Raw genomic sequence first — 22185 nt, 5'->3', positions numbered from 1 at the left:
TCCGAAAGACTTCCTCAGACCAGGTAAATGTCTCGGTAGCAACATCAAACGACCAATGACCCAAGCGGGCAACTTCCTGAGTTTTTTTAAGTTGGCTGCTGAGATCGATCAGTCCGATTTGGGCTTGTTGCTGATCGCTAATATCAAGATGGCACCCGATCATCCGGAGAGGGTTGCCATTAGAATCCCAGTCAATGATTTGACCATAACACAGCAACCAGACTGTTGAACCATCCTTATGATGATATCTTGTTTGATTGTAAAAAGGGATTTTTCCCCGACTCTGAATATGGTTCTCAAGATTTTGAACGACTATCGTTAAGTCGTCACTAAAGATTAGCTTTTTCCAGCTTTCGCGATAATTTTCTAATTCGTTATTTTCATATCCTAAAATGCGGTTAAAGCCTGGACTGAAATAGGCTTAATCGTTGAGGATATCCCATTCCCAATATCCCGCAAGAACCACGTCGAAAATAGTTTCAAGAAGGTTTACTTTTTGCTCTACCTGTTCAACCTTGCTCGCCTCAGCTTGTTTGAGGGAATGAATCAAGCTAGACTCCCCTAGACAAGCGGTTTTGCCATTGTCTTCTTGAAAGGGGGAGAGGTTGAGCGAATGCCAATAATAATGACCGTCAGCATGGCGCACACGGTATTCATAGTCCTGCACCCGTTCTCCAGCTAGAATCGATTGAAAGACCTCCAGGTAGGGTGGCAAGTCTTCGGGGTGGACGAGGGGAGTGAAGGCAGTATGGAGGAGTTCACCTGGGGCATAGCCCAGAGTGGTTGCAAACCGCGAGCTGACGAAGCTAAAGGTTCCATCCGGGGCGGCAATAAATACCATCTCATTGAGATTGTCAATGATGCGCCGCAGTTTGGTTTCGCTTTGCTGTTGAGCCTGTTGCAGGGGGGTGACATTTTCGAGGTAGCCATACCATTGAGTTCCCCCATCCGGTTGGCGTTCCGGTGTGCCGTAAACCGAGACCCATAAGCACTGGCCATCAGCCTGATTAACCCGGTGCGTGCTGTGCCAAGTGCCTAGGGACTGGGCGGATTCTTGCAGGGATTCCCACACCATCTGGCGATCTGCCCGATGGATGGCGGCGAAGAGAGGAGCAATGTCGACGGCAACATCACTAAGGGAGACCCCATAGATGTCCCCTAGGTTCTCACTGGCATAGGGTAAACAGAAGTGACCATTGGGGTGTTGTCGGAGTTCATAGACAAGACCGGGGACATGGCGCAGGAGCTTGGTGAGGCGATCTCGCTCTGAGTCCAATGAGCCGGCTCTAGGTGTTGAAGCGTTATCACTGATCGAGTTACCGAGAGTCATTTGAGTTGGGCCACGGTAGGGAGGTGGCGGCACGAGTGAGCCTCACCGAACTCCTGTCCCTGAAGGTCTAGTTTTTATCAACCATATTCCCAACAGCTTTTGGTGAGCAACGAGATCATAAAGGTTTCCGACCTTGACTAATAAAGCATCGGGACTGTTGGAACGACTAACCCCATTTTAATAGGGAGAGTGTATCCAAGGCAATTCATTCATTCATAGGGAATCCACACCCCCTAACCCCCTTTAAAACGCTCATCCGTTCCTTGTGGCTCGGCTGAGCTTCCGTTTTAGTTGAAGGGGCTAGGGGGTTAGGGAGAATCAAGGGCGAAAGGTACGCCGTCCAGCCCTAAAAGCGACTGGGATCGAGTTGAGGATTCTCAGGAGAAGGACTCGGTGAAGACCCTCGGAAGTTTTGCAGTTGTCCACCGGTTCCCCCATCCGTCGGCGCTAAGAAGGGGCGCAAATCGATCCAATTCGAGGAGGTGCGTTGGCGGCTTGGTTGCGAGGAGCGACGACCCCCGAGGCCCTCAGGAAGTTCAATCCCTAACAGGCCCTCGACAATTTCCACCCCATCACTCCCCGTCAGGGCCGTTACCCCATCAGTGGAAGTCCCTGAATCCGCCAGAACAATGTTCTCAAAGACCAAATCCCGCGTTTGTCGGGGATCTTGTCCCGGGGGAACCGTCAGGACAATGCGGCAACTACTATTTTCCTGAGTGGTCACGCAAACCACGTCATAGCCATTTTCAACGTTGGTTCCTAACTCTGACAGGCCATCGGGGCGATAGGACTCCAGACGACGGCTAATTTCGCTGCAACGGCGCTCAGGCGTCCAACCGCCTCCCAACGCCGTGGGAGTTGCCCAAGCATAGCCCTGTCCGTCCTGACCGTCAGGATGGTACATGACCGTGTACTCCCCATTAACGCTCTGACAGGAGAAACGCACATCATCAGCCACCGGTTCGGTCGGTTCCGTGGGGCTGGTTTCTTCCGCTGGGATTTCTGGGAGTTGGGCCACCGCTCCAGGGGCCAGGGCCAGGGTTAGTCCCATTGCACCGGCAACGGCCAGCCAGCGGGGAGAGTGGGCAACGTGAAATTTGGATAGCATAGTGAGTTCAGCTCTGAATGTCATGTGGTCTTAAAATTTCATCCCGTGTCGTGGATTCCGACAACTCCCCCAAATGTGACGGAGACCACGCACCAATACAGCAATACTATTTGATTTAGACGTAGGGGCCGCCCTAAAAGTTGCCAGGGCGGCCAATCTGCTCAACAACTGTGTCCTGCTTGACAAAAATTCATCTTTCCCTGTTACCATCGGAAGGTTAACATTCCGCAATCATCATTTATAAAGAAGCATATGACTGCAATTGCTTCAGATCCAAAGCCTATCACGACGGTTCCCAAGGAATTTCTCGGTCCACCGGCAGCATTAATCAATCCCACGGTCCTACTGATGTTGGGGGCAACAGGCTTGGTCGTTCTGTCTGTGTGTGGCTATTGGATGTGGGAGATTCCCCATTGGTCTTGTTTCCTCATGAATGTCGCCGCCCTCCATATGGCCGGGACGGTCATTCATGATGCCTCTCATCATGTGGCCCATCGCAACAAACTGGCCAACGCCGTACTCGGCCATAGTAGTGCCCTGATGCTGGGCTTTGCCTTCCCGGTGTTTACACGAGTTCATATGCAGCATCACGCCAATGTCAATGATCCCGAAAATGACCCGGATCATTTTGTTTCTACAGGGGGGCCTCTCTGGATGATTGCGGCGCGATTTTTCTATCATGAGATTTTCTTTTTCAAACGCCGACTCTGGCGCAATAATGAACTGCTCGAATGGTTCCTCAGTCGCTTATTCCTGATCGCGGTGGTGGGAATTGCCATTCAGTTCGGCTTTGTCGGCTATATCCTCAACTACTGGTTCTCAGCGGCGTTGGTGGTGGGGTTGGCCCTGGGCTTATTCTTTGATTATCTGCCCCATCGGCCCTTTCAGGAGCGCGATCGCTGGCTCAATGCCCGAGTCTACCCCAGTCCCCTGCTAAACGTCCTGATTTTGGGGCAAAACTACCACCTGATTCATCATCTCTGGCCCTCGGTGCCCTGGTATGGCTATCAAGGCGCCTATTACGCCACGAAACCCCTGTTAGATGATTCTCTGGCCCTCGGTGCCCTGGTATGGCTATCAAGGCGCCTATTACGCCACGAAACCCCTGTTAGATGAAAAAGGCTGTGAACAGTCCTTGGGGATTTTTCGTGAGGGAAAAAGCTTTTTTAGCTTCCTCTATGACGTGTAAAGGCTGTGAACAGTCCTTGGGGATTTTTCGTGAGGGAAAAAGCTTTTTTAGCTTCCTCTATGACGTGTTTTTGGGAATCCGCGTCCACTAATCCCCGCCATCGCTCCCCCCGAATACGGTTTTCTGGTCTGCTTGGCTACCTCCATAAATTGTTACAATCTGTGAAGGACTCTCACACAGAAGGCAACCTATGGATGTCAAAACCGTTTCACCTCCCCAAACCACCCCAGACCTATCGGGGGATCTCAATCTCCAAGATCCCGTCCTAGAGGTAGATTTTGACGATGATGGTCAAGGACTTCGCTATGACCCCGAGATGGTGGCGAACCGCTATCGAGGGCGGTTTTGGCATGTGGCTGGACGGTTATTTGATATTGTCTTTCCCTTTCTGAGATTTTCCCTTAGTCTTTGGTGGGATCGGCGGACCGGTTCAGTTGCCAAAAATCAGCGGCGGCGGGCCGTCAAGATGCGGGAGATCCTCACCAAATTAGGGCCGGCCTATATTAAGATTGGTCAGGCACTTTCGACTCGTCCTGATTTAGTCCCGCCTCTGTACCTCGAAGAACTCAGTCAACTCCAAGATCAACTCCCCCCCTTCCCCAATGAGGTGGCGTTCCGGTTCATTGAAGAAGAACTCGGCGCTCCCCCCAATGAGATTTACGCTGAACTCTCGGAGAATCCTGTGGCGGCGGCGTCGTTGGGACAGGTGTATAAGGGAAAACTGAAAACCGGGGAACTGGTGGCGGTTAAGGTGCAACGGCCGGATTTGCTCGAACGGGTGGCCCTCGATATCTATCTTCTGCGGAATCTGGCTACCTGGATTCAGGCTCGGGTGAAACGCCTGCGTAGTGACCTGGTGGCGATTCTCGATGAGTTTGCGGCCCGCATTTTTGAGGAGATGGACTATAGCCATGAAGCTCAGAATGCGGAACGGTTTGCTGAGCTTTATGGCCATCTGCGGGATATCTATGTGCCCGAAATTTACGAGGACTATACCCGTCGCCGCGTGTTGACGATGGAGTGGATCTCGGGGACGAAACTGACGAACCTAGAGGCGATCGCCGCCAAGGACATTGATGCTCGTTATTTGATTGAAGTCGGGGTGCAATGTTCCCTACGACAACTCCTCGAACATGGCTTTTTTCATGCTGACCCCCATCCAGGTAACTTGTTAGCAATGGATGATGGCAAGTTAGCGTATTTGGACTTCGGCATGATGAGCGAGGTCAAATCCTATCAACGCTATGGCCTCATTGAAGCAGTGGTGCATTTGGTGAACCGCGACTTTGAGGGCTTGGCCCATGACTATGTGAAGTTGGAATTTCTCTCGGAGGATACGGATCTTACCCCCATTGTTCCGGCTTTAGCTTCGGTATTTAATAATGCCTTGGGGGCCAGTGTGGCGGAACTCAACTTTAAGAGTATCACCGATAAACTCTCGGAGTTGATGTATGAGTATCCCTTTAAAGTTCCGGCCTATTATGCCTTAATTATTCGCTCTCTGGTGACCTTAGAAGGGATTGCCATTAATGTAGATCCTGAGTTTAAGGTCTTGAGTAAAGCCTATCCTTACGTGGCGAAACGACTCCTCACCGACTCCTCGCCGCAATTACGCAACTCCCTGCGAGAGTTACTGTTTAAGGACGATCGCTTCCGTTGGAATCGTCTCGAAAATCTACTCAAAAATGCCAAGGGCAGTGACGATTATGATTTGGCAGATGCCTTAAATCAAGCCCTCGATTTCTTGTTTTCAGAACGGGGAGAATTTATCCGCGATCGCCTGGTGAATGAGATTGTTAAAAATGTCGATCTCCTCTCCCAAGATGCGGTTCAGAATACCAATGCGGCTCTGAGTGAATGGCTGGGGTTAAACAATGGCAAGAATGGGAAGGGGCCATCGACGGGAAATCGTTTCAAAAGCCAGCCGATGTCAGAACAGGATCGGCAAAATCTCGAACATATCAAACGCATCTGGGCAATTCTCCAAGATACCCCAGGATTTGACCCCATGAAGTTGGTGCGTCTGGTTCCCGGCTTAGTGGCTAAACCGGAAACTCAACAAATGGGACAGGAGATTGTCAGCAGTTTAGCTCAACGCGCGGTGGCACGGTTAATTCGGAATTTCGTCTTAACCCGAGAACCGATTCCCGCTTCACCAGGGCCCGTCGTTCCCCCAGAACGTCGCCTTCCCCCGAGCAATCAACGATATCGATAAGGCAAAGAGAGGGCAGCCCCTTGCGGATTGCCCTTACCGTTATTCATTGTCCTTGGAACCTTTAACCCCCCGCATAATCCGGGAGAGTTCGGATTTTTCGTTGACGGAGACGCGGGAGGGAGACCCACTGATAATCCCCTCGTAGTCCCGGAACGAGCCTTTGATATCAGGACCATTGGCACTGATGGTATATTCTCGAATCCCGGTATCATGCCAAGACCCTCTCATTTTGAAGACGTTTAAGGCCCGAGACATCTGACCGCGAATTTCCACATACTGCAACATGAGAATGGTGTCGGTAATGGTGGAAATATGGGAGTCGGTAATAGAATGAGATCCCATAAATTGGTCTGTGGTATTGGTGAAGAAGCCGGTAATTTCTTCCTGTTTGGCGTACCCCGTCACCCCAATCACAAATTGGCGGAAGGCATTGTTACTCACCCCTCGGGCCAGGGCCGAGAGGGAGTCGATGGCAATCCGGGAGGGTTTGAAGTCCACAATCTCGGTTTTGATAATCTGAAGATGGTCTTCTAAGCCAGCGGATTCGGGATAGGCGCAGAGGATTTTCATCAGCCCTCGCCGTTCCATTTCCTCGAAGTCAATCCCCCAGGAATAGGCATTCCGCAGCAGTTGGGCCCGGGACTCTTCATAGGCAAAGAGAATGGCCCGTTCTCCCTTGAGACAGCCTTCTTCGGTAAATTTACTGACCAAGAGGGTTTTACCGGTTCCTGTGGCCCCAGTGGCGAGAATAATGGAGTCTTTGAAGAATCCTCCCCCGCACATTTCGTCCAGGGTTTTGACTCCGGAGGAAACGCGCACATTGGACGAACGCTGCGTCAGACGCATGGCCCCGAGGGGGAAGATGTTAATGCCGTTATTGGTCATGGTGAAGGGATATTCTCCCTTCATGTGCGTGGTTCCCCGCAGTTTGAGGATTTCAATGGTCCGGCGGCGGCGTTCTCCTTCGAGGACGTTACGGACGATGACCACGTTATCGGAGACGAACTCCTCAACCCCAAAACGCGCCACAGCACCATACTCTTCGAGGCGTTCCGTGGTCATGACGGTGGTGGCGTTGAGTTGCTTGAGTCGGGCCACTAGGCGAAAAATCTCTCGCCGCACCACGGGGGCCGCATCATATTGTTGGAAGACGGCGGTGACGGAGTCAATGGAGACCCGTTTGGCCTTATATTTGCGGATACCGTATTGGATGCGCTCGATTAAGGCGGAGAGGTCGAAGTTGCCGACGACATCTTGACCTTCGGGATCTGGGGATGCGTCCAGAATAAACAGTTTCCCCTCATCGACGAGTCCTTGGAGATCCCAACCAAAGCTTTGAGCGTTTTTGATTAGGTCAGCCGGGGACTCTTCAAAGGTGACGAAGACCCCTGGCTCGTTAAACTGGGTAATCCCATTGTAGAGGAATTGAACGGTGAAGAGGGTTTTCCCCGTTCCTGAGGTGCCGCTGACTAGGGTGGTTCGACCGGCCGGGAGTCCCCCATGACTGATGTCATCGAACCCCTCAATCATGGTTCGGATTTTATGAACCCCTTGCAGGTTACGGGGATTTTCCTGTTCGGCTTGACTGTCCATGATATTTTTGCGAACTGCTATGGCGTGAAGGTACCAGGAGTTGAATGTCCTAGTTTAAACGGTTGCTAGACTACTCTGGCATCTGGGGGTCGCGATCGTATAACTCTTCGTAGAGGAGGTCTAAGCCAATGAGAACTTTCTCCCGATCGGAGAGGTCACCGATGATTTTGCGGACTGGGGGGGGCAGAATTTTGGCCAGGGTTGGCGTGGCTAAGATCTTATCTTCTTCTGCCAGTTGCGGATTTTTGAGCACGTCAATGACTTTGAGGGCATAGACTCCCTGAAATTCTCGTTCGAGAAGATCATTCAGGGTTTTGAGCGCCCGTGCGGAGTTGGCTGTATTTCCGGCAACGTAGAGTTTTAAGACGTAGGTTTTTTTGGGAGGCGTCATAATTCCCTGGGGATGGAACGACGATACATCTCGCACAGGTGGGCGATCGCATCAATTAAGGTCAATCGATAGTCTAGCAGGATTTCTTCACTCCTTCCCTCCAACTTGAGCTGTTTGGAAAATTCATCCATTAATTCCATGTGGATCTCGACGATATGGGTCACAGAAATATCGGCAAAGAAGGCAATGTTCACTAACTCATCTAAAATTGGATTGATATTAACCTCATTGGAAAAATAGTCGAGGACGACTTCTCGATAGAGCTTTTGAATGTCTTGCAGTACCGCTTGCTGTTCGTCCTGAGGTAGATTTCGTAAAAATCGCTGAGGGTTTCGTTTGTAGTACACGCCTAAGTATCCCAAACGTTCTCGCAGTTTCTCGGTGAGCCGCCGTTGTTTTTTCATCAAAAACTCTTCGGCACGACTGATGACTTCAGAGTTTAGGCGTTTCCGTTGGGGAAAATTTGGGTCGTTGGACAGATCTAAAAATTGCTCAACGGCTGCGTGAATTCCCTCGGCAATGTTGTCATCAGATGGATCGACGAGCAACCACACTTCAGCTTGATGGTACAGGGGGGAATCTGACGGGTTGGGGGGGCCGGTGTTTTTGTCATGGGCGACGTTTTCGCTCACCTCACTCATGATAACCACGGGTAAGAGAACTCCTGCTTCCTGAAGCTGCTCGCTTAACTCTGCTAATCCGGCTTGCTCTTCTAGGATGGCACAGTCGATGTGGTGCTTCTGAACCTGGGCATGGTCGAGAAATTCCTGGGCGTTGCCGCAATGCACCACTGCACAACGGGCCCGATCGAGGGTCTGCTGTAGGGTCTCTCGTAAGGTTTGGCTCTGGATTAGGGTGCAGATTGACAGTTGAGGTAGCACAGAGATTAGGAAACAGCGGTGTTTATGCCTAGAGTGGGCGACTTGTCAAGTTAAGATTTGTCACCAAAAAATTAAATTTTACTTAATTTTATTGAGTGTTGTTGCAATCATAACTCGGAATGTCTTTTCCTTCCAACTCAGGAATCAAAAAATCTGGAGGCGTTGGAGTGGGCCGTCTGTCTTAGGGCCCCGGGGATTGGGAGGAGGGTTGGGACAGGACCCAAGGAACAAGGCATAATGGGTCATAGAAGCTTCGTTCACACTCAACCGGCGGTAATCCCCAAGATTGCGCCATTTGATGACTCATTGATAACCTATCGATTGCCCATCGATTGCCTATTGATGGCAGTCCAATCGTCTCTCTGACAGCCCATGGATTGTCTCAATCTCCAACCTTTTCTCCAGCCTGTTCCCGTCTGTTATGGTCTCGACCGTTTAGAGGCGGTGCTTGATGAGTTGCAACAGAGCGATCGCATCCTCTTGATTGATGACGACCAAACTCCCCTGGGGGTCATGTTTGCCCGTCATCTTTTGGGCAAGCTTCGAGATCCTCAGGTGTGGCAAGAACCGCTGCTGAATCTCAAAGCGGCCATCACTCCCATTGAATCCGTTTCAATCCGACGTTTGGGCGATCGCCTCTGTTCTCGGATGTCCCTAGACACAATGGCTCGCCTAAAGCTCTTCGAGGCCGTAGCTGGGGTTTCTCGGCCAGAGGTGGTGATTGTGGACGGCTTGGGGAGTATTTTAGGGTTGTTGGACTGCGATCGCCTAGAGGCCGAACTCATAGCGCCCCGGAGCGATCGCCTTCCCCCAGACTCCACCCTTCCCAGTTTAGATGTATTAACCCGGCTCCTCGACCTTTTGCCGTTACCCCTACGGCTCCAAGACTTAGAGAACCGGGTCATTCATGAGAACCCCCACTGGCAAACCTGGCAGGGGCAGTTGTGCGATCGCCCAGCCCTCCTCGAAGCCTGTGATTTACGCGATCGCCCCCAAGACAACTCCCCCTATCATCTCGGGCAATTTTCCCAAGACGATCGTCAGCCACACCCCCACTGGCATCTAACCGCCATCTCTCTGAACCATCTTCTCCCCCAGCCTCAATGTCGTCACCCCTCCCCACCCCTATGGCTGCTTCTGGCCCAACAGGCCATCTCAATGCCAAAACAAACCCAGGAACTCACGGCCAAAAATGCCGATCTGATACAAATGGATCGACAAAAAACCGAACTGCTCTCCTGGGTAGGTCATGAACTCAAAACCCCCCTCACCGCCCTCTTGGGCTTATCCAATCTCCTACAAAACCCCAACCTCGGCAGCCTCAACCCCCGTCAGGCCAACTATGCTCGTTTAATTCAACAGAGCAGTCGTCAAATGATGACCGTTGTTAACGACCTCTGTGATTTAGCCCAACTGGACAACGACGAACTCAGTTTAGATCTGCAACCCCTCTCAGTTCAAACCTGTAGCCAGACGGCCTATGAGCAAATTCGCAAATTGCGAGATCGCTCTCCCCTCCCCAATCTGAGCCTAGACATTGCTCCCGATGCTGATACGGTCTTGGCTGATCGAACCCGCTTCTGTCAAATTTTGGTGCATCTGCTCCTCAACGCCGTCAGTACGACCCCAGACACAGGAACCGTGGGCCTGCGAGTTGAACGGTGGCAACATTGGTTGGCCTTTGTGATCTGGGATACGGGGGCTGGCATCAAGCCCGCTGTCCAACCTTGGATTTTCCAGGGCTATCCCCTGGCCTCATCTTCCTCCTTAACGGCCAATACTGAAACACTCCCCTCCGCCGCCGGCACCACCTCCCTGGGGTTATCTCCATCCTCCCCCTCCATGCCCGCTCCAGCCACCGGTTTAGGCCTAGTCTTAGCCCAACGGCTGGCCCGCCTCCATGGGGGGGAAATTAGTTTCACCTCCCAAGAACAAGGGGGGAGCCAATTTACCCTGCTCTTGCCGAGTCCGGCCTATGACGAGGGATCTGCCCCTCCAGAAACGACCACCACCTTTAATGCTTGGGCCAAAGAGGTTCAAGTCCGTTTTGCCTTAGTAGCCGATCGCGATAGTCAACGGGTCGAACCCTTGGGTCATTATCTCAGTGAAGCGGGATATCGGGTGTTTTTAGCCCGTTCCGGGCCCGAAGCTCTCGCCAAAACGCGACAGTTACATCCCTGTGTGATTTTCCTCAATCCCCGCTTACCCATTCTCTCGGGTTGGGATGTTTTAACCTTGTTGAAGGCTGACCCTGAGACTCAAAGCCTACCGGTGGTTCTCTTAGCCGATGACGCTCAAGATAAGGCGATCGCCCAACGGGGGTTTGAGGCGGTTGTGGATTGCCTTTCGTTGCCGGTCGATCGCAGTCAGATGCAAGGGGTTCTCACGCGCCTGTTAGCTCGTCCAACCCAAGTGAATCCGGTCACTCGTCCCCTAACCCTATTGTGGCTTGTCTCGCCCCATCGAAACGATATCCCGGCGGCTCTCCCCTTAGAGCGCCTGTTTCATCAATATCATTATCGGGTGATTGAAGTCGATGATCTCGACCAAGCCGGTTTATTAGTCAAAGTCTGGAAGCCGGATGTGGTGCTGCTGGATATCGGCGGGACTGATAGCGAATGTCAAGCTGTCCTGAGTACATTCCAAGACCATCCCGGTTTAATGCAACTGCCCATTGTTACCCTCGATGGCAGCACTACCGCCCTAGCGAATCGAGTCTTAACCGCAGAGGGAACGCCATTGCGGGTGTTTCCCTGTCTGACAGACCCAGAACTGCTCTCAGATAGCTCCGGTCTGCCGGCGGTGATTGAGGTGATCCGCATTGCAGCTAACGCCAAACCCTAGCATCCTGGGGAAGCTGGGGCCTGGCGTTATTGCGTTATTATTTTTGGCAAACCGATGGCTTGCAAACCCATGGACACAACTGGACTCGAACCAGTGACCCCCACGATGTCAACGTGGTGCTCTAACCAACTGAGCTATGCGTCCTTAACGATTTACCATCGTAGCATGGGGATTTTGGCTTTGGCAAGCATTTTTAGAAAAAAACTTCCATTTGGCTCAGTCTAACGGAGGAGGATTGGCGAGACCCTGCTTGCCAAGGTAGGTTCAGACGGTGGCTAGAATTTCATCATCGAGGGAAAAGTCCACGTCAGCCTGCTGCTGTTGGGCCGCCAGATAGTCATGCTTATAGGAGTCTTGCAAGCCGGAAATTAGATCAAACTCCGGTTCCCAGTCCAGTTCCGAGAGGGCCTTACCAATACTACAGAAGAAATGCTGCGATCGCAGGGGGAAGGCTTTACGCTTACCCAAGTTGAGGGTTTTGGGGTCATAGTGAACCAGCGTCACCTGTTCCGGGTCTTTACCCACGGCGATCGCACAGGCCCGGGCTAAGCCATCAAAGGTAACATAGCGATCGCCCGAAATGTTGTAGACCTCACCGACGGCATTACGATTGCCCAAAATTGCCACCATCGCCTTGGCCAAATCGTGACAATGGCCCAGTTGGGTGATTTGTAAGCCGGAACCAGGAATGGGGATGGGGCGATCGCGCACCAGACGGTCAAAAAACCAGCCCTCAATCGGGTTATAGTTGCCAGGGCCATAAATATAGGTCGGACGCACCGACGTCATGGGTAACCCCTGTTTGAGCAGATAGTCCTCCGCCTCAAACTTGCCCCGATGACGACTTTGCGGATCTAACTCATCCCCTTCTCGGTGGGGCATTTGGTCGGACTGGCGATATACCCCCGCCGAACTGACATAGACAAAATGTTGGAGCTTACCCTTAAACAAATCCGCCAGGGGCTGAGTATCCCCGAGCTTGCGGCCCGTATTATCAAAGATGGCATCAAAAGACTCTCCCGACAGGCCCGCTTGCAGTTGCGCCTCATCGGTGCGATCGCCCGTAATCTGGGCCACACCCGCCACCGGAGCCGGATGATTGCCCCGATTGAACAACACTACCTCATGACCCGCCTCAACCAATTCCCGAGTCAAATACACCCCAATAAACCGGGTTCCACCAATGACTAAAATTCGCATGACCGTTAGACCGTAAACAACCAATCCTCCACAGTCGAGCCGGACATCGAGCCAGACTGAGCCAGCCGTCCCCTCGACTGCCAATAAAAAGGGGTGACCCTACTGGATCACCCTTAATCACTGTCAACGGTCAGCCGTCAACTGTCAACTGTTAGCCGTTAACTCTCAGCGGTTAACGTTGGGCCGTCAACTATTTGTTATCCGTTTCCGAGAACTCAGCATCGATGACATCATCGCCGCCATCGTTGCCAGACTCAGGAGGCGTACCGGCTCCAGGAGCGGCCCCAGCAGCACCTGCACCCGCAGCATCACCACCAGCTTGCTGATAGAGATTGGTGCTAACGGCATAGAGAGCTTGTTGTAACTCTTCCATTTTCGACTCAATGGCCGCATCGTCATCTTGAGCTAAAGCCTCTTTGAGTTCCCCAATCAGACCTTCAATTTTGGTCTTGTCGTCAGCGGGAACCTTATCACCGAGGTCTTCGATTTGCTTCTCAGCTTGATAGGCCAAGGTGTCGGCTTGGTTTTTCTTGTCGATGCGTTCGCGACGTTGGCGGTCTTCCTCCGCATTGGCTTCGGCGTCTTTGACCATGTTGTCGACTTCGCTGTCGGAGAGTGTCGATGCACCAGTGATACTGATGGACTGCTCTTTACCCGACCCTTTGTCTTTGGCCGTGACGTTGAGAATCCCGTTGGCATCGATATCGAAGGTCACTTCGATTTGAGGCACACCCCGAGGTGCAGGAGGAATACCATCGAGGCGGAAGGTTCCCAAGCTCTTGTTATCTTTGGAGAATTCCCGTTCCCCTTGCAGGACATGGATTTCCACGTTGGTTTGTCCATCCACGGCGGTGGAGAAGGTTTCCGATTTTTTGGTGGGAATCGTGGTGTTGCGGGGGATGAGTTTGGTCATCACGCCACCGAGGGTTTCCACACCGAGAGAGAGGGGGGTGACATCCAACAGCAGGATATCTTTGACTTCCCCAGCCAGGACACCGCCTTGAATAGCCGCGCCGGTGGCGACCACTTCGTCGGGGTTAACGCTTTGGTTGGGGGCTTTCCCGAGGACTTTCTCAACCAACTGTTGAATGGCGGGAATCCGGGTTGAACCGCCGACGAGAACTACCTCGTTGATGTCAGTTTTGCTGAGTTTGGCATCCTTGACGGCATTTTCGACGGGGATGCGGCAACGGTCGATGAGGTCGGAGCAAATTTCTTCGAACTTGGCCCGCGTCAGGGTCATATCGACGTGTTTGGGGCCATCTTGGGTGGCGGTAATAAAGGGGAGGTTGATTTCCGCCTGGGTGACGCTAGAGAGTTCGATTTTGGCTTTTTCTGCCGCTTCCGTCAGCCGTTGCAGGGCTTGTTTATCTTTACGGAGGTCAATGCCTTCGGATTTTTCAAATTCAGCGGCGATGTAATCGACGATTTGTTTATCGAAGTCATCCCCACCCAGGTGCGTATCCCCGGAGGTGGCCATCACTTCAAATACGCCGTCACCGACTTCTAAGATGGAGACGTCGAAGGTTCCGCCGCCCAAGTCGAAGACGAGGATGGTTTCATTACTTTTTTTGTCGAGTCCGTAGGCCAGGGAGGCGGCTGTCGGCTCGTTGATAATCCGCAGCACTTCTAAGCCCGCGATTTTACCCGCGTCTTTGGTGGCTTGACGTTGAGAGTCGTTGAAGTAAGCGGGAACCGTAATCACTGCTTGGGTGACGGTTTCACCGAGGTATTTGCTGGCATCTTCGGCGAGTTTCCGCAGCACTTGGGCCGAGATTTCCTCCGGGGCGAACTGCTTTCCGGCTTGGGAGCAGTCCAGTTTGACGCTGCCGTTGACGTTGAGGACGTTGTAGGGAACCTCTGTGGTTTCGTGGGTCACTTCGTCATGACGACGACCGATGAAGCGTTTAACGGAGTAGAAGGTGTTGGTGGGGTTCATGACCGCCTGGCGTTTGGCGATCTGACCCACGAGGCGATCGCCGTTTTTCGCATAAGCCACAACGGATGGGGTGGTGCGAAACCCTTCGGCGTTCGCGATAACGGTGGGTTTCCCCCCTTCCATGACCGCAACACAAGAGTTGGTTGTTCCGAGGTCAATTCCAACGACTTTAGCCATAAGTCTCCTAAAATGTTTAGTCTCTACAAAAAAATAAGGTGCAATGGCCCAAGCAGAGCTTGGGAGCATCCTGTTAGCTGGGTTCGCTCATTTGGGGGAGTGCGATCGCCAACCTGGGGTCCAAGCGAGCCAGGGTTCGAATCGGATTGGCTCGAACTCTGTTAAACTCTCGCCGATAGATTCCGATGTCTGTTTCTATACTGAACGGCTGAGGCACTTCCCTTGAAGGGGTATTTTCCGAACCTGGGTGGGGACGGTATCAAGGAAGTTTAGGTGCGAGCCGGGGCTTCCGCGTACTTGTTTCTCATGGTACAGGTTGCGTTGAGGAGTGCCATTAGGGGAAACCGTAGTCGGGTTTATCGTAGTTTCATCATTGGGAAAACCGAAGTATGAGTGACGGATCTGCCGTCTGTTGGCCCCAGTGGCCGGTATTACCGACTCTTGTGGCGGATCAGGTTTGGGTCTGGCGGTTATCGCTGAACGGGACTCAGGATTTAGATTCGATGTGGGAGTGCTTATCCTCGGCGGAACGGGAACGGGCCGATCGCTATCGTCGTCCGGGCGATCGCCAGGGCTTTATCCTCACTCGTAGTTGGCTACGGCGGCTGGCGGGGGCTTATTTGGGGCTGGCCCCTGAGGCGTTGCAGTTTCAGGTAAGCCCTCATGGAAAACCCTTTTTGGCGGGATCTCCTCTACGGTTCAATCTCTCTCATTCGGGGGATTGGGCCCTGTTGGCCTTTAGCGGTGATCGCCCGTTGGGGATTGATCTCGAAGTTCATCGCTCTGTGCCGGTGTTAGCGTTGGCAAAACGGTTTTTTCAAGGGTCAGAATGGGCGCGATTGCAGGAATTATCCGGGGATTGGCAACGTCAGGTTTTTTTTGACTATTGGACGGCGAAGGAGGCCTATCTCAAAGCCACTGGGGAAGGGTTGGGGGCGTTATCTAAGGTGGAAATTGCTGAGGCGGGCGATCGCCTTTCCCTCTGGCGACGTTCATCGGACTCGACGGTAACAGGTGAGCCATTGCGATGGCAGACCTTTGAGGCCCAACGACTTTGCCTAGGGCCGGGCTACAGTGCGGCTCTTGTGGTGGGTCCCAAAGGCAATGAGCTGTTTTTTGAGGACAGTTTGGATACAAATGTTACCAAAGTTAACAATAAATCCGCAGGAATACGGATTTGTCAGGGGACAATTTCTCCGAAAATGAGAGTGCCGTCATGACCCAAGTGTTCCAGGGATAAATCTGTGAATCCCTTGAAACCATGGGGATAATGCCTAGCACAGACCCCTCGTTATGAAGGTTAAGGTGTCTATTTTTAAGATGCCTTTCTGAGAAAAACCCCATCAAGATCAAAGTTTTTTTGCAAAGCTGTCTGGAAATCTTGTGGGCTTAAAAAAAGACGTTATGCTGTAAGCGTCGGTAACTTGCCAGACTCGTTAGACATCAACTGAATGAAACCCAGACAATCTGGGTTGTTCTGACATTAACCCCAGGAGGTATTTGTGACTCCCATCTTACTTCGCCAACTTTGGTCCATTGTGGAACGAACCCAAGCCAACCTGATCCTGAGTTTGGATGATGCCAGTTTGTCTCAATGGCTTCTGAAACAACTCCAACAGAGTTTAGCTTTGGATAGTCGTGACGTGCGGCTGTTAGATGATTACATCCGCAGCAAAACCCCCCTGATCCGCGATCTCGCTCAAGAGCGGAGTTCCTAAGGGCTACTCCTTCCCTCCAGAGCGGGAGGCGCGGGTTCTGCCACTTCCCAAATTTTCCAAAACGCCCCGTCCGACTAGGCCAATGCCTCGTCCGAGGACTTGGGTGAGAACATAGACGAGTCCATTCCCCACCCAACTCACCACCGATCGCAGCCGAGGTGCAAGGGCGTCTCGTCCCTCAAGGACAAGGGTCACCGCTTGGCGAACTCCAGACAGGGCTAAAAATTCCTCGCGGCGGTGGGCGTAGATGGCCATACGCTTAATGCCTCGTTCCGTTAAGACAAACAACCAAAAGCGACTTTCATAAATCGCCCGAGGCTCTTCAAGATAGGTTTCCCAGCGATATTTCCAGGATAAATCGTTACGCAGTCGCTCAATATCTCGGGTGGAGAGGAACCGGCGATCGTAAAACTGTCGTTCAATGGTCTCGATGCCGGTGACTTGATCTAAAAGCGGCTGGGTAACTCCGTTGGCGATCGCAATCAGCAGGTTATGTAGAAGATATTCAGCCCGTAGGGTCGCCTCGGGGCTGCCGAACTCACAAGTGCGATCGTCGACGGCTAGGGGAGTTTGAAACAATAGATGAGAGAGGAGTTCCGGGAGAAAGGGGATTTTATCCAGGATGGCACTTTGCACCACCTCCGCCTCCCGTAGCAGGATATCCACCAGTTCGAGGGATTCACCATTGAAACTGAGGGTGTAATAGCGTCCGAAGAATTCTTGGGTGGTTTCCCGCCATAAATCTAAGGCCAGGCGATCGCGCCGTTCCCGCAGCCGAGAGGGGCTAATGTCTGAATGGCGTAGTTCACTCAGAAGGTTTTGGAAGCTGCGCAGGGCAGTTACTAACAGTTGTCGCCGTTTGCTGGTGCGTAAAATCTCAATTTCTAGGGGAGTATCACTGAGATTGCGCAGGGGGGGCTGAAGCTTACTCAGGATGGCATCGAGTAGGATGTCTTCGAGGTCTTCGCTGGCGAGGTTCGCTGAGGTTATCGCGCCGCCATCGGACTGCACCAAGGCTGTGGATGGGCGCGATGGTGGTGAGACTGGGGAGGGTTGCGGGGGGGTCCCTGGGACCCGACGGGGCGATCGCACTTGACAGAGCAGCCAGCGGGCGGCGTTGAGTTCCCGCCGGCGGCCGTTAAAGATAATGCGCTGAAGTAAGGTCAGATTGGGGTCCCGAAGCCAACGCTCTAATTGCTCTTGTTCCGCCTCAATATATTGAATGCCGGGAACCCAAGAACTAGGGGCTGAGTGAGCTGGCGGGGGATTTGTGATGTCTGCTTCAGGATCAATGCGGGCGGGGGCCTGCCAGGTTTGTTCTCCAGCCAGTAGCCGCAGGGCAGCGTTAAACAGTTCTCGGGGTGGGGTTCCTTTGGCACAATAGCCCCCCAATCCCGCTCGGCGAGCGAGGGCCAGTTGGGCGACGGTGAGGGCTGAACACCATAACAGAATCGGGGTCGGGGATTCGGGAGGATGTGGCTCTAGGGTTTGAGCTAAGCGCAGGCCCGAGGCAAAGTCCCCGATAATAATGACATCAACGGGACTATCCTCTAGGGTGTCTAGGGCTTGAGCAACCGTGTTGGTGTCAAATACTGAGGCGACTCCGGTTTGTTTGGCTAGCCAGGTTCGCAGTCCTAAACGAATAATCTCATCGGTCTCAATTAAAAGCAGTGTTAACGTATCATCCGTGTCAGTCATAACATGGCTGGCCGATGGCACTGACTTGAGGCAGCCGTACCATCGACCAAGGGTGGGGTGAACGAAAAACGCTTAGTAGATAATTTTCTTCTCTGATGCGTCGGGCTGGTATGGCTCGGGAGCCGCATAGTTTGGCTCAGGGGCGTAGTAAGGTTCGGGGGCCGGGGCGTAGTAAGGTTCGGGGGCTGGTGCGTAGTAAGGTTCGGGGGCTGGAGCTGGAGCTGGAGCCGGGGCTGGAGCTGGGGCTGGAGCCGGGGCTGGAGCCGGAGCCGGGGCCGGAGCTGAGGCCGACGCGGGAGTTGGAGGCGGAGCTGGGGCTGGGTTCGGGGAGTTGGAACTGGAACGGGGGCGGGAGGAGGAACCACCCTGATCTCGTTCTCGGAGCCAGCGGCCAATTTCAGCTTGAGCTTCAAAATACAGAGGACGGCCCGGGGCGATTTGCGCGGCGGTGGCGATCGCATCGGTGAGTTGGCCCTCTTGGGCATATTCGATGGCCTCATCGAGAATGGGTCGGTCTTCAAAGCGACTCCACTCTTCTCGGAAGCGGGAGATGGCCTCTCGGGCGTCCTCATAGAGGGGGCGATCGCGCTCAATTTGCTGGGCCAATTCTACAGCTTCGGCAAATTTCTCAGCTTGGGCCAGTTCTTCGGCTTCTGCGAGAATGGGGCGATCCTCAAGCAGCAAAATCTGCTCTTGGCTGTTGGCGATGAGGTCTTGAGCCTCTGACCAAGCGGCGCGATCTTCACTAATGTTACGAGCCTGGACGATGGCCGCTTGATGGCCTTCAATGGTGTTCAGTTCGGCTAAGCGTTGGGCACGGCGCAAATAGGGGCGATCGCCCACCCGTTGCACTTCGTTGCTCCAATGAGCCAACAGGGTTTGGGCATGAACGCGCCGGGGGCGACTGGCGTCAATGGAGGCTGCTTGGGAGGCGGCTAAGTTAAGGGCAAAGGGTTGCCCAATATCGGCAACGACACTAGCAACCTGTAGTTGATAGAGGTCTTGTAGATGATCTTGCCACAGGGGAATCCGATTTTGGGCAAGGCGATAGAGGGGATGGTCGGGGCTGAAACTCTCGGCCAAGGCTTGGGCTTCGAGCAACGCCAAGATATTGCCGCTAATGGACTGTTGAAAGAGATTTTCGGCGTTGAGGATGCGATCGGTTTGGGCAAACAGCCGCACCTCTTGGGCGATCTCATAGACTGAGGCCTCTGGGGGAATCACTTGAGCCGCTTCTAAAGCACCCTGATAGTTCCCCTCAACCTGGCGCGTGATGGCTAGCTCAACCACCTCTGCACTCCAGGTTTCAATGTCCTCAGCGGCATCAGCCCGAGCGAAGGTTTCGGGTTCAATGTTGATCACCAATCCCAGGGCTGCTTGATATTCCTGGGGAGTATTCCAGATAACGCCCTCGCGAGCCTGCGTGAGCCGTCGTCGCCCTTCTTTTTCGGCGGCCACTCGTGCCATTAAGGCATCGAGACGGGCGCCACTCCAGTAGCGATCGCCAATGCGCCCAAGACGTTGAGCATAAGCTTCCGCCTCATTCCAACGCTGATCTTTCAGGGCATCCATGGCCTCAGCGTGGAGTTGTTGTCCTCGTTCCCAACCCTGATCCCAATTATCAATCGTGGTTTGGGCTTCGTTGTAGAGGGGGCTATTGCTGGGAATCCGGCTCAGCAGCCCAATGGCGACGGGCAAGTTCCCGGCAATGACCTCCTGATTCGCCCGTTGCATGAGCATCTGAGACCATTGCTCCATGAAACGGACTCCCTGACGATAGAGGGGATGGTCTTCGGGCCAACCCTGTACCAGTTGAATTGCTCGTTCAATTTCTGGAACTTGACCGGACTGGGCGGCTTGTTGAGCACAGTAAAGCCGGGCCCGCTCAGGAGCTAAGTTTGAGACCGTCCGGCAGTCGGTCACTGGAGGCATGGAGAACAGCCAAACTAAGGCTCCCATGGCGGTACTGGTGAAGCCCACCAGCACAAGGAACCAAAAGAGATGCCAACCCCACAATCGATCTAGAGTCTGTTGGGGCAGTAAGGCGACCCGAGCCAAGAGGGGCATCGGGGCGGCTGCTTCTGATGAGGGCGCTGAGGACGCATCTTGGGAGGCAGGTTCTGCCGCGTCCTCAGCCGGTGCAGGGATGGGCGAGGAGGCCTCGGGGGCTAACTCCTCGTCAAACCGGATACCAATGGGGTCGCTTTGTTTATTCGCCATGCCTTTTGCCAATGCCGGAGTGTGTTTAAAACACCTTTCAATATATGCGATCTTAGCGGAATGTCTAAGGCCTAACCGTGGATTTTAAAAAAAATTTTTGGGTTTATCTGTGAAAGGCCTGAGTTGGGGTGAACTCCATCAATTCTGGGAACTAGGATATTGATTGATGAGCGCGACGGATCATAACTGTGATGATACATTCCCAAATCCGGGGACAAGCCCCGGTAGGAGCCATCGTTTTTACTCGCTATCCCGAGCCAGGGAAGACGAAAACCCGTCTGATTCCGGCTCTAGGGGCACGAGGGGCCGCTTGGTTACAGGAGAAGATGACTCGACATACTGTTGATCAGTTACGAGCCTGGCGGGAGAAATCCGGGGGCTGGTTACAAATTCGCTATGTGGGGGGATCGGCTCGACGGGTTCGGACTTGGTTGGGGGAGGATTTGCTGGTGAGGGAGCAGGGGCCTGGAGATTTGGGCGATCGCCTGCTACGAGCCTTCCAAGAGGGTTTTGCTCAGGGCGTAGACCGGTTGGTGGTGGTGGGGATTGATTGTCCAGAAATTGACGAGGCAACGATTGCACAGGGGTTACAGAGTTTGGAGGAAGCGGATCTAGTTCTGGGTCCGGCAACAGATGGCGGTTATTATTTAATTGGTTTGCGCGCGGTGCCGGTTGAGAGGTTCGAGCCGTTGTGTAAGGGAATTGATTGGGGGAGCGATCGGGTGTTGGGACAAACTTTAGCACGGAGTCAGGGGTTGGGGTTAACGGTGAGGCAGTTATCGCCGTTATCTGATGTGGATATTCCCGAGGAGTTGGGGGTTTGGGATCGGGCTAGATATCAGAGTCAGCCCCTGATTTCGGTGATTATTCCCGTTTTGAATGAGGCGGCGGAGATAGCTCAAACGCTGGAGCGAGTGCTGACGGGGCAGAATCTGGAGGTGATTGTGGTGGATGGGGGAAGTCAGGACAAGACTGTGGAAATTGTTCAAGGCTATGCCCGTCAGGGGGAGTCGTCAACGCCAGTCCGCTTGCTGTCTTCTCCTCCGGGCCGGGCCCTTCAGTTTAATGTGGGTCTTCAGGCGGCTCAGGGGGAGTCAGTTTTGTTGCTTCATGGGGACACTCGGGTTCCTCGGGGGTTCGATCTGGTGATTCGTGACCTGTTGAGGGATGAAGGGGTGGTGGCTGGGGCCTTTGAGTTGGCGGTGGCGAGTCGGGCCTGGCCCTTACGCTGGGTGGAGTGGGGAGTGCGTTGGCGATCGCGCCTGTTGGGGTTCCCCTATGGGGATCAAGGGTTATTTCTATCTCGTCAACGACTGTTGCAGTTGGGAGGAATTCCTGATTTACCCTTGATGGAGGATTTTGAACTAGTGCGCCGTTTACAACATTATGGAAAGATTGCGATCGCCCCTGTGGCTGTGGTCACTTCTGCGCGACGCTGGGATGGTTTAGGGGTGCTACGAGTCACATTGCTCAACCAATTGATTGTTTTAGGCTATTTACTAGGAATTTCCCCCAAACGACTGGCACAGTGGTATCGTCGCCGCCGGGGCTAGTGTTTTGGGGCGATCGATGATACTATGGGTCTTAGGACTTTAAGGGGTCGTCACAGCCCCCCCCAGAGTTGATGGCTGTGATAGGCGATATCTGGCTTCAGTCACTGACGTCGTCTCTACTACACGCGA

14 protein-coding genes, 1 tRNA gene and 2 pseudogenes are annotated in these 22185 nt (G+C 53.2%); 6 read left to right on the top strand and 11 right to left on the bottom strand.

Annotated elements, in window-relative coordinates:
• Positions 1–130: 130 nt before the first annotated feature.
• From L855_RS22475 to L855_RS13700, 3 genes and pseudogenes are all read right to left on the bottom strand, one after another.
• Positions 131–406, bottom strand: a pseudogene (locus L855_RS22475) (PAS domain-containing protein); the annotation flags it as partial.
• A 15-nt stretch (positions 407–421) separates the two neighbouring features.
• Positions 422–1276 carry a PAS domain-containing protein gene (locus L855_RS13705; RefSeq protein WP_159788894.1) on the bottom strand — a complete coding sequence of 285 codons (855 nt, stop codon included), beginning with the start codon at positions 1274–1276 and terminating at the stop codon, positions 422–424.
• A 400-nt stretch (positions 1277–1676) separates the two neighbouring features.
• Positions 1677–2438 carry a COP23 domain-containing protein gene (locus tag L855_RS13700; protein ID WP_192925030.1) on the bottom strand — a complete coding sequence of 254 codons (762 nt, stop codon included), beginning with the start codon at positions 2436–2438 and terminating at the stop codon, positions 1677–1679.
• A gap of 252 nt (positions 2439–2690) precedes the next feature.
• On the opposite strand from L855_RS13700, the pseudogene crtR reads away from it, so the two are divergent.
• Positions 2691–3627, top strand: a pseudogene (gene crtR, locus L855_RS13695) (beta-carotene hydroxylase).
• Positions 3628–3817: 190 nt separating this feature from the next.
• The gene (locus tag L855_RS13690) at positions 3818–5842 is read left to right on the top strand and encodes an ABC1 kinase family protein (protein WP_159788890.1); all 2025 of its coding nucleotides are present in this window, start codon (positions 3818–3820) and stop codon (positions 5840–5842) included.
• A 39-nt stretch (positions 5843–5881) separates the two neighbouring features.
• Here L855_RS13690 and kaiC read toward each other — a convergent pair whose 3' ends face one another.
• From kaiC to L855_RS13675, 3 genes are all read right to left on the bottom strand, one after another.
• Positions 5882–7435 carry a circadian clock protein KaiC gene (gene kaiC / locus L855_RS13685; RefSeq protein WP_159788888.1) on the bottom strand — a complete coding sequence of 518 codons (1554 nt, stop codon included), beginning with the start codon at positions 7433–7435 and terminating at the stop codon, positions 5882–5884.
• A 70-nt stretch (positions 7436–7505) separates the two neighbouring features.
• Positions 7506–7826, bottom strand: coding sequence for a circadian clock protein KaiB (gene kaiB / locus L855_RS13680; RefSeq protein ID WP_159788886.1), 321 nt, complete (start codon positions 7824–7826; stop codon positions 7506–7508).
• A complete protein-coding gene (locus L855_RS13675; protein WP_159788884.1) occupies positions 7823–8707 on the bottom strand; it encodes a circadian clock protein KaiA in 885 nt (294 codons plus the stop codon). The genes kaiB and L855_RS13675 overlap by 4 nt, the downstream gene beginning before the upstream one ends.
• A gap of 372 nt (positions 8708–9079) precedes the next feature.
• Here L855_RS13675 and L855_RS13670 point away from each other — a divergent pair, with 372 nt between their 5' ends.
• Complete coding sequence (locus L855_RS13670) at positions 9080–11551, top strand: hybrid sensor histidine kinase/response regulator (protein ID WP_159788882.1); 2472 nt, start codon at positions 9080–9082, stop codon at positions 11549–11551.
• A gap of 70 nt (positions 11552–11621) precedes the next feature.
• Here L855_RS13670 and L855_RS13665 read toward each other — a convergent pair.
• From L855_RS13665 to dnaK, 3 genes are all read right to left on the bottom strand, one after another.
• Positions 11622–11695 (bottom strand) — tRNA-Val (locus L855_RS13665).
• Between the two features lie 120 nt (positions 11696–11815).
• Positions 11816–12751: an NAD-dependent epimerase/dehydratase family protein gene (locus L855_RS13660; RefSeq protein WP_159788880.1), complete on the bottom strand. Its 936-nt coding sequence runs from the start codon at positions 12749–12751 to the stop codon at positions 11816–11818.
• A gap of 190 nt (positions 12752–12941) precedes the next feature.
• Positions 12942–14936: a molecular chaperone DnaK gene (dnaK, locus tag L855_RS13655; RefSeq protein WP_281349507.1), complete on the bottom strand. Its 1995-nt coding sequence runs from the start codon at positions 14934–14936 to the stop codon at positions 12942–12944.
• Positions 14937–15256: 320 nt separating this feature from the next.
• On the opposite strand from dnaK, the gene L855_RS13650 reads away from it, so the two are divergent.
• Complete coding sequence (locus L855_RS13650) at positions 15257–16087, top strand: 4'-phosphopantetheinyl transferase family protein (RefSeq protein WP_159788876.1); 831 nt, start codon at positions 15257–15259, stop codon at positions 16085–16087.
• Between the two features lie 282 nt (positions 16088–16369).
• On the top strand, positions 16370–16585 hold the full coding sequence (locus tag L855_RS13645) for a hypothetical protein (protein ID WP_159788874.1): 216 nt from the start codon (positions 16370–16372) through the stop codon (positions 16583–16585).
• A gap of 3 nt (positions 16586–16588) precedes the next feature.
• Here the strand turns inward: L855_RS13645 and L855_RS13640 are convergent, their stop codons facing one another.
• Together L855_RS13640 and L855_RS13635 are read right to left on the bottom strand one after the other, a co-directional pair.
• Positions 16589–18283, bottom strand: coding sequence for a DUF3685 domain-containing protein (locus L855_RS13640; protein ID WP_159788871.1), 1695 nt, complete (start codon positions 18281–18283; stop codon positions 16589–16591).
• Positions 18284–18355: 72 nt separating this feature from the next.
• Positions 18356–20503, bottom strand: a complete 2148-nt coding sequence (locus L855_RS13635; RefSeq protein ID WP_159788869.1) for a hypothetical protein — start codon at positions 20501–20503, stop codon at positions 18356–18358.
• Positions 20504–20694: 191 nt separating this feature from the next.
• Between L855_RS13635 and L855_RS22470 the strand changes: the two genes are divergently transcribed.
• Positions 20695–22056: a TIGR04283 family arsenosugar biosynthesis glycosyltransferase gene (locus tag L855_RS22470; protein WP_159788867.1), complete on the top strand. Its 1362-nt coding sequence runs from the start codon at positions 20695–20697 to the stop codon at positions 22054–22056.
• The last annotated feature ends 129 nt before the right edge of the window (positions 22057–22185 follow it).

This window comes from Sodalinema gerasimenkoae IPPAS B-353, assembly GCF_009846485.1.
In the GTDB taxonomy this organism is placed as follows: domain Bacteria; phylum Cyanobacteriota; class Cyanobacteriia; order Cyanobacteriales; family Geitlerinemataceae; genus Sodalinema; species Sodalinema gerasimenkoae.
Note: the sequence above shows the minus strand (reverse complement) of the source record. Positions and strands in the feature narration are given on the sequence as shown.

Bases quoted from the DNA above. Each gene is read 5' to 3' on its own strand.
- L855_RS13635 (WP_159788869.1), bottom strand. From the start codon at position 20,503: ATGGCGAATAAACAAAGCGACCCCATTGGTATCCGGTTTGACGAGGAG.
- kaiC (WP_159788888.1), bottom strand. From the start codon at position 7,435: ATGGACAGTCAAGCCGAACAGGAAAATCCCCGTAACCTGCAAGGGGTT.
- L855_RS13650 (WP_159788876.1), top strand. From the start codon at position 15,257: ATGAGTGACGGATCTGCCGTCTGTTGGCCCCAGTGGCCGGTATTACCG.
- L855_RS22470 (WP_159788867.1), top strand. From the start codon at position 20,695: ATGATACATTCCCAAATCCGGGGACAAGCCCCGGTAGGAGCCATCGTT.
- L855_RS13660 (WP_159788880.1), bottom strand. From the start codon at position 12,751: ATGCGAATTTTAGTCATTGGTGGAACCCGGTTTATTGGGGTGTATTTG.
- L855_RS13640 (WP_159788871.1), bottom strand. From the start codon at position 18,283: ATGACTGACACGGATGATACGTTAACACTGCTTTTAATTGAGACCGAT.
- L855_RS13700 (WP_192925030.1), bottom strand. From the start codon at position 2,438: ATGCTATCCAAATTTCACGTTGCCCACTCTCCCCGCTGGCTGGCCGTT.
- L855_RS13690 (WP_159788890.1), top strand. From the start codon at position 3,818: ATGGATGTCAAAACCGTTTCACCTCCCCAAACCACCCCAGACCTATCG.
- dnaK (WP_281349507.1), bottom strand. From the start codon at position 14,936: ATGCTCCCAAGCTCTGCTTGGGCCATTGCACCTTATTTTTTTGTAGAG.
- kaiB (WP_159788886.1), bottom strand. From the start codon at position 7,826: ATGACGCCTCCCAAAAAAACCTACGTCTTAAAACTCTACGTTGCCGGA.
- L855_RS13670 (WP_159788882.1), top strand. From the start codon at position 9,080: ATGGATTGTCTCAATCTCCAACCTTTTCTCCAGCCTGTTCCCGTCTGT.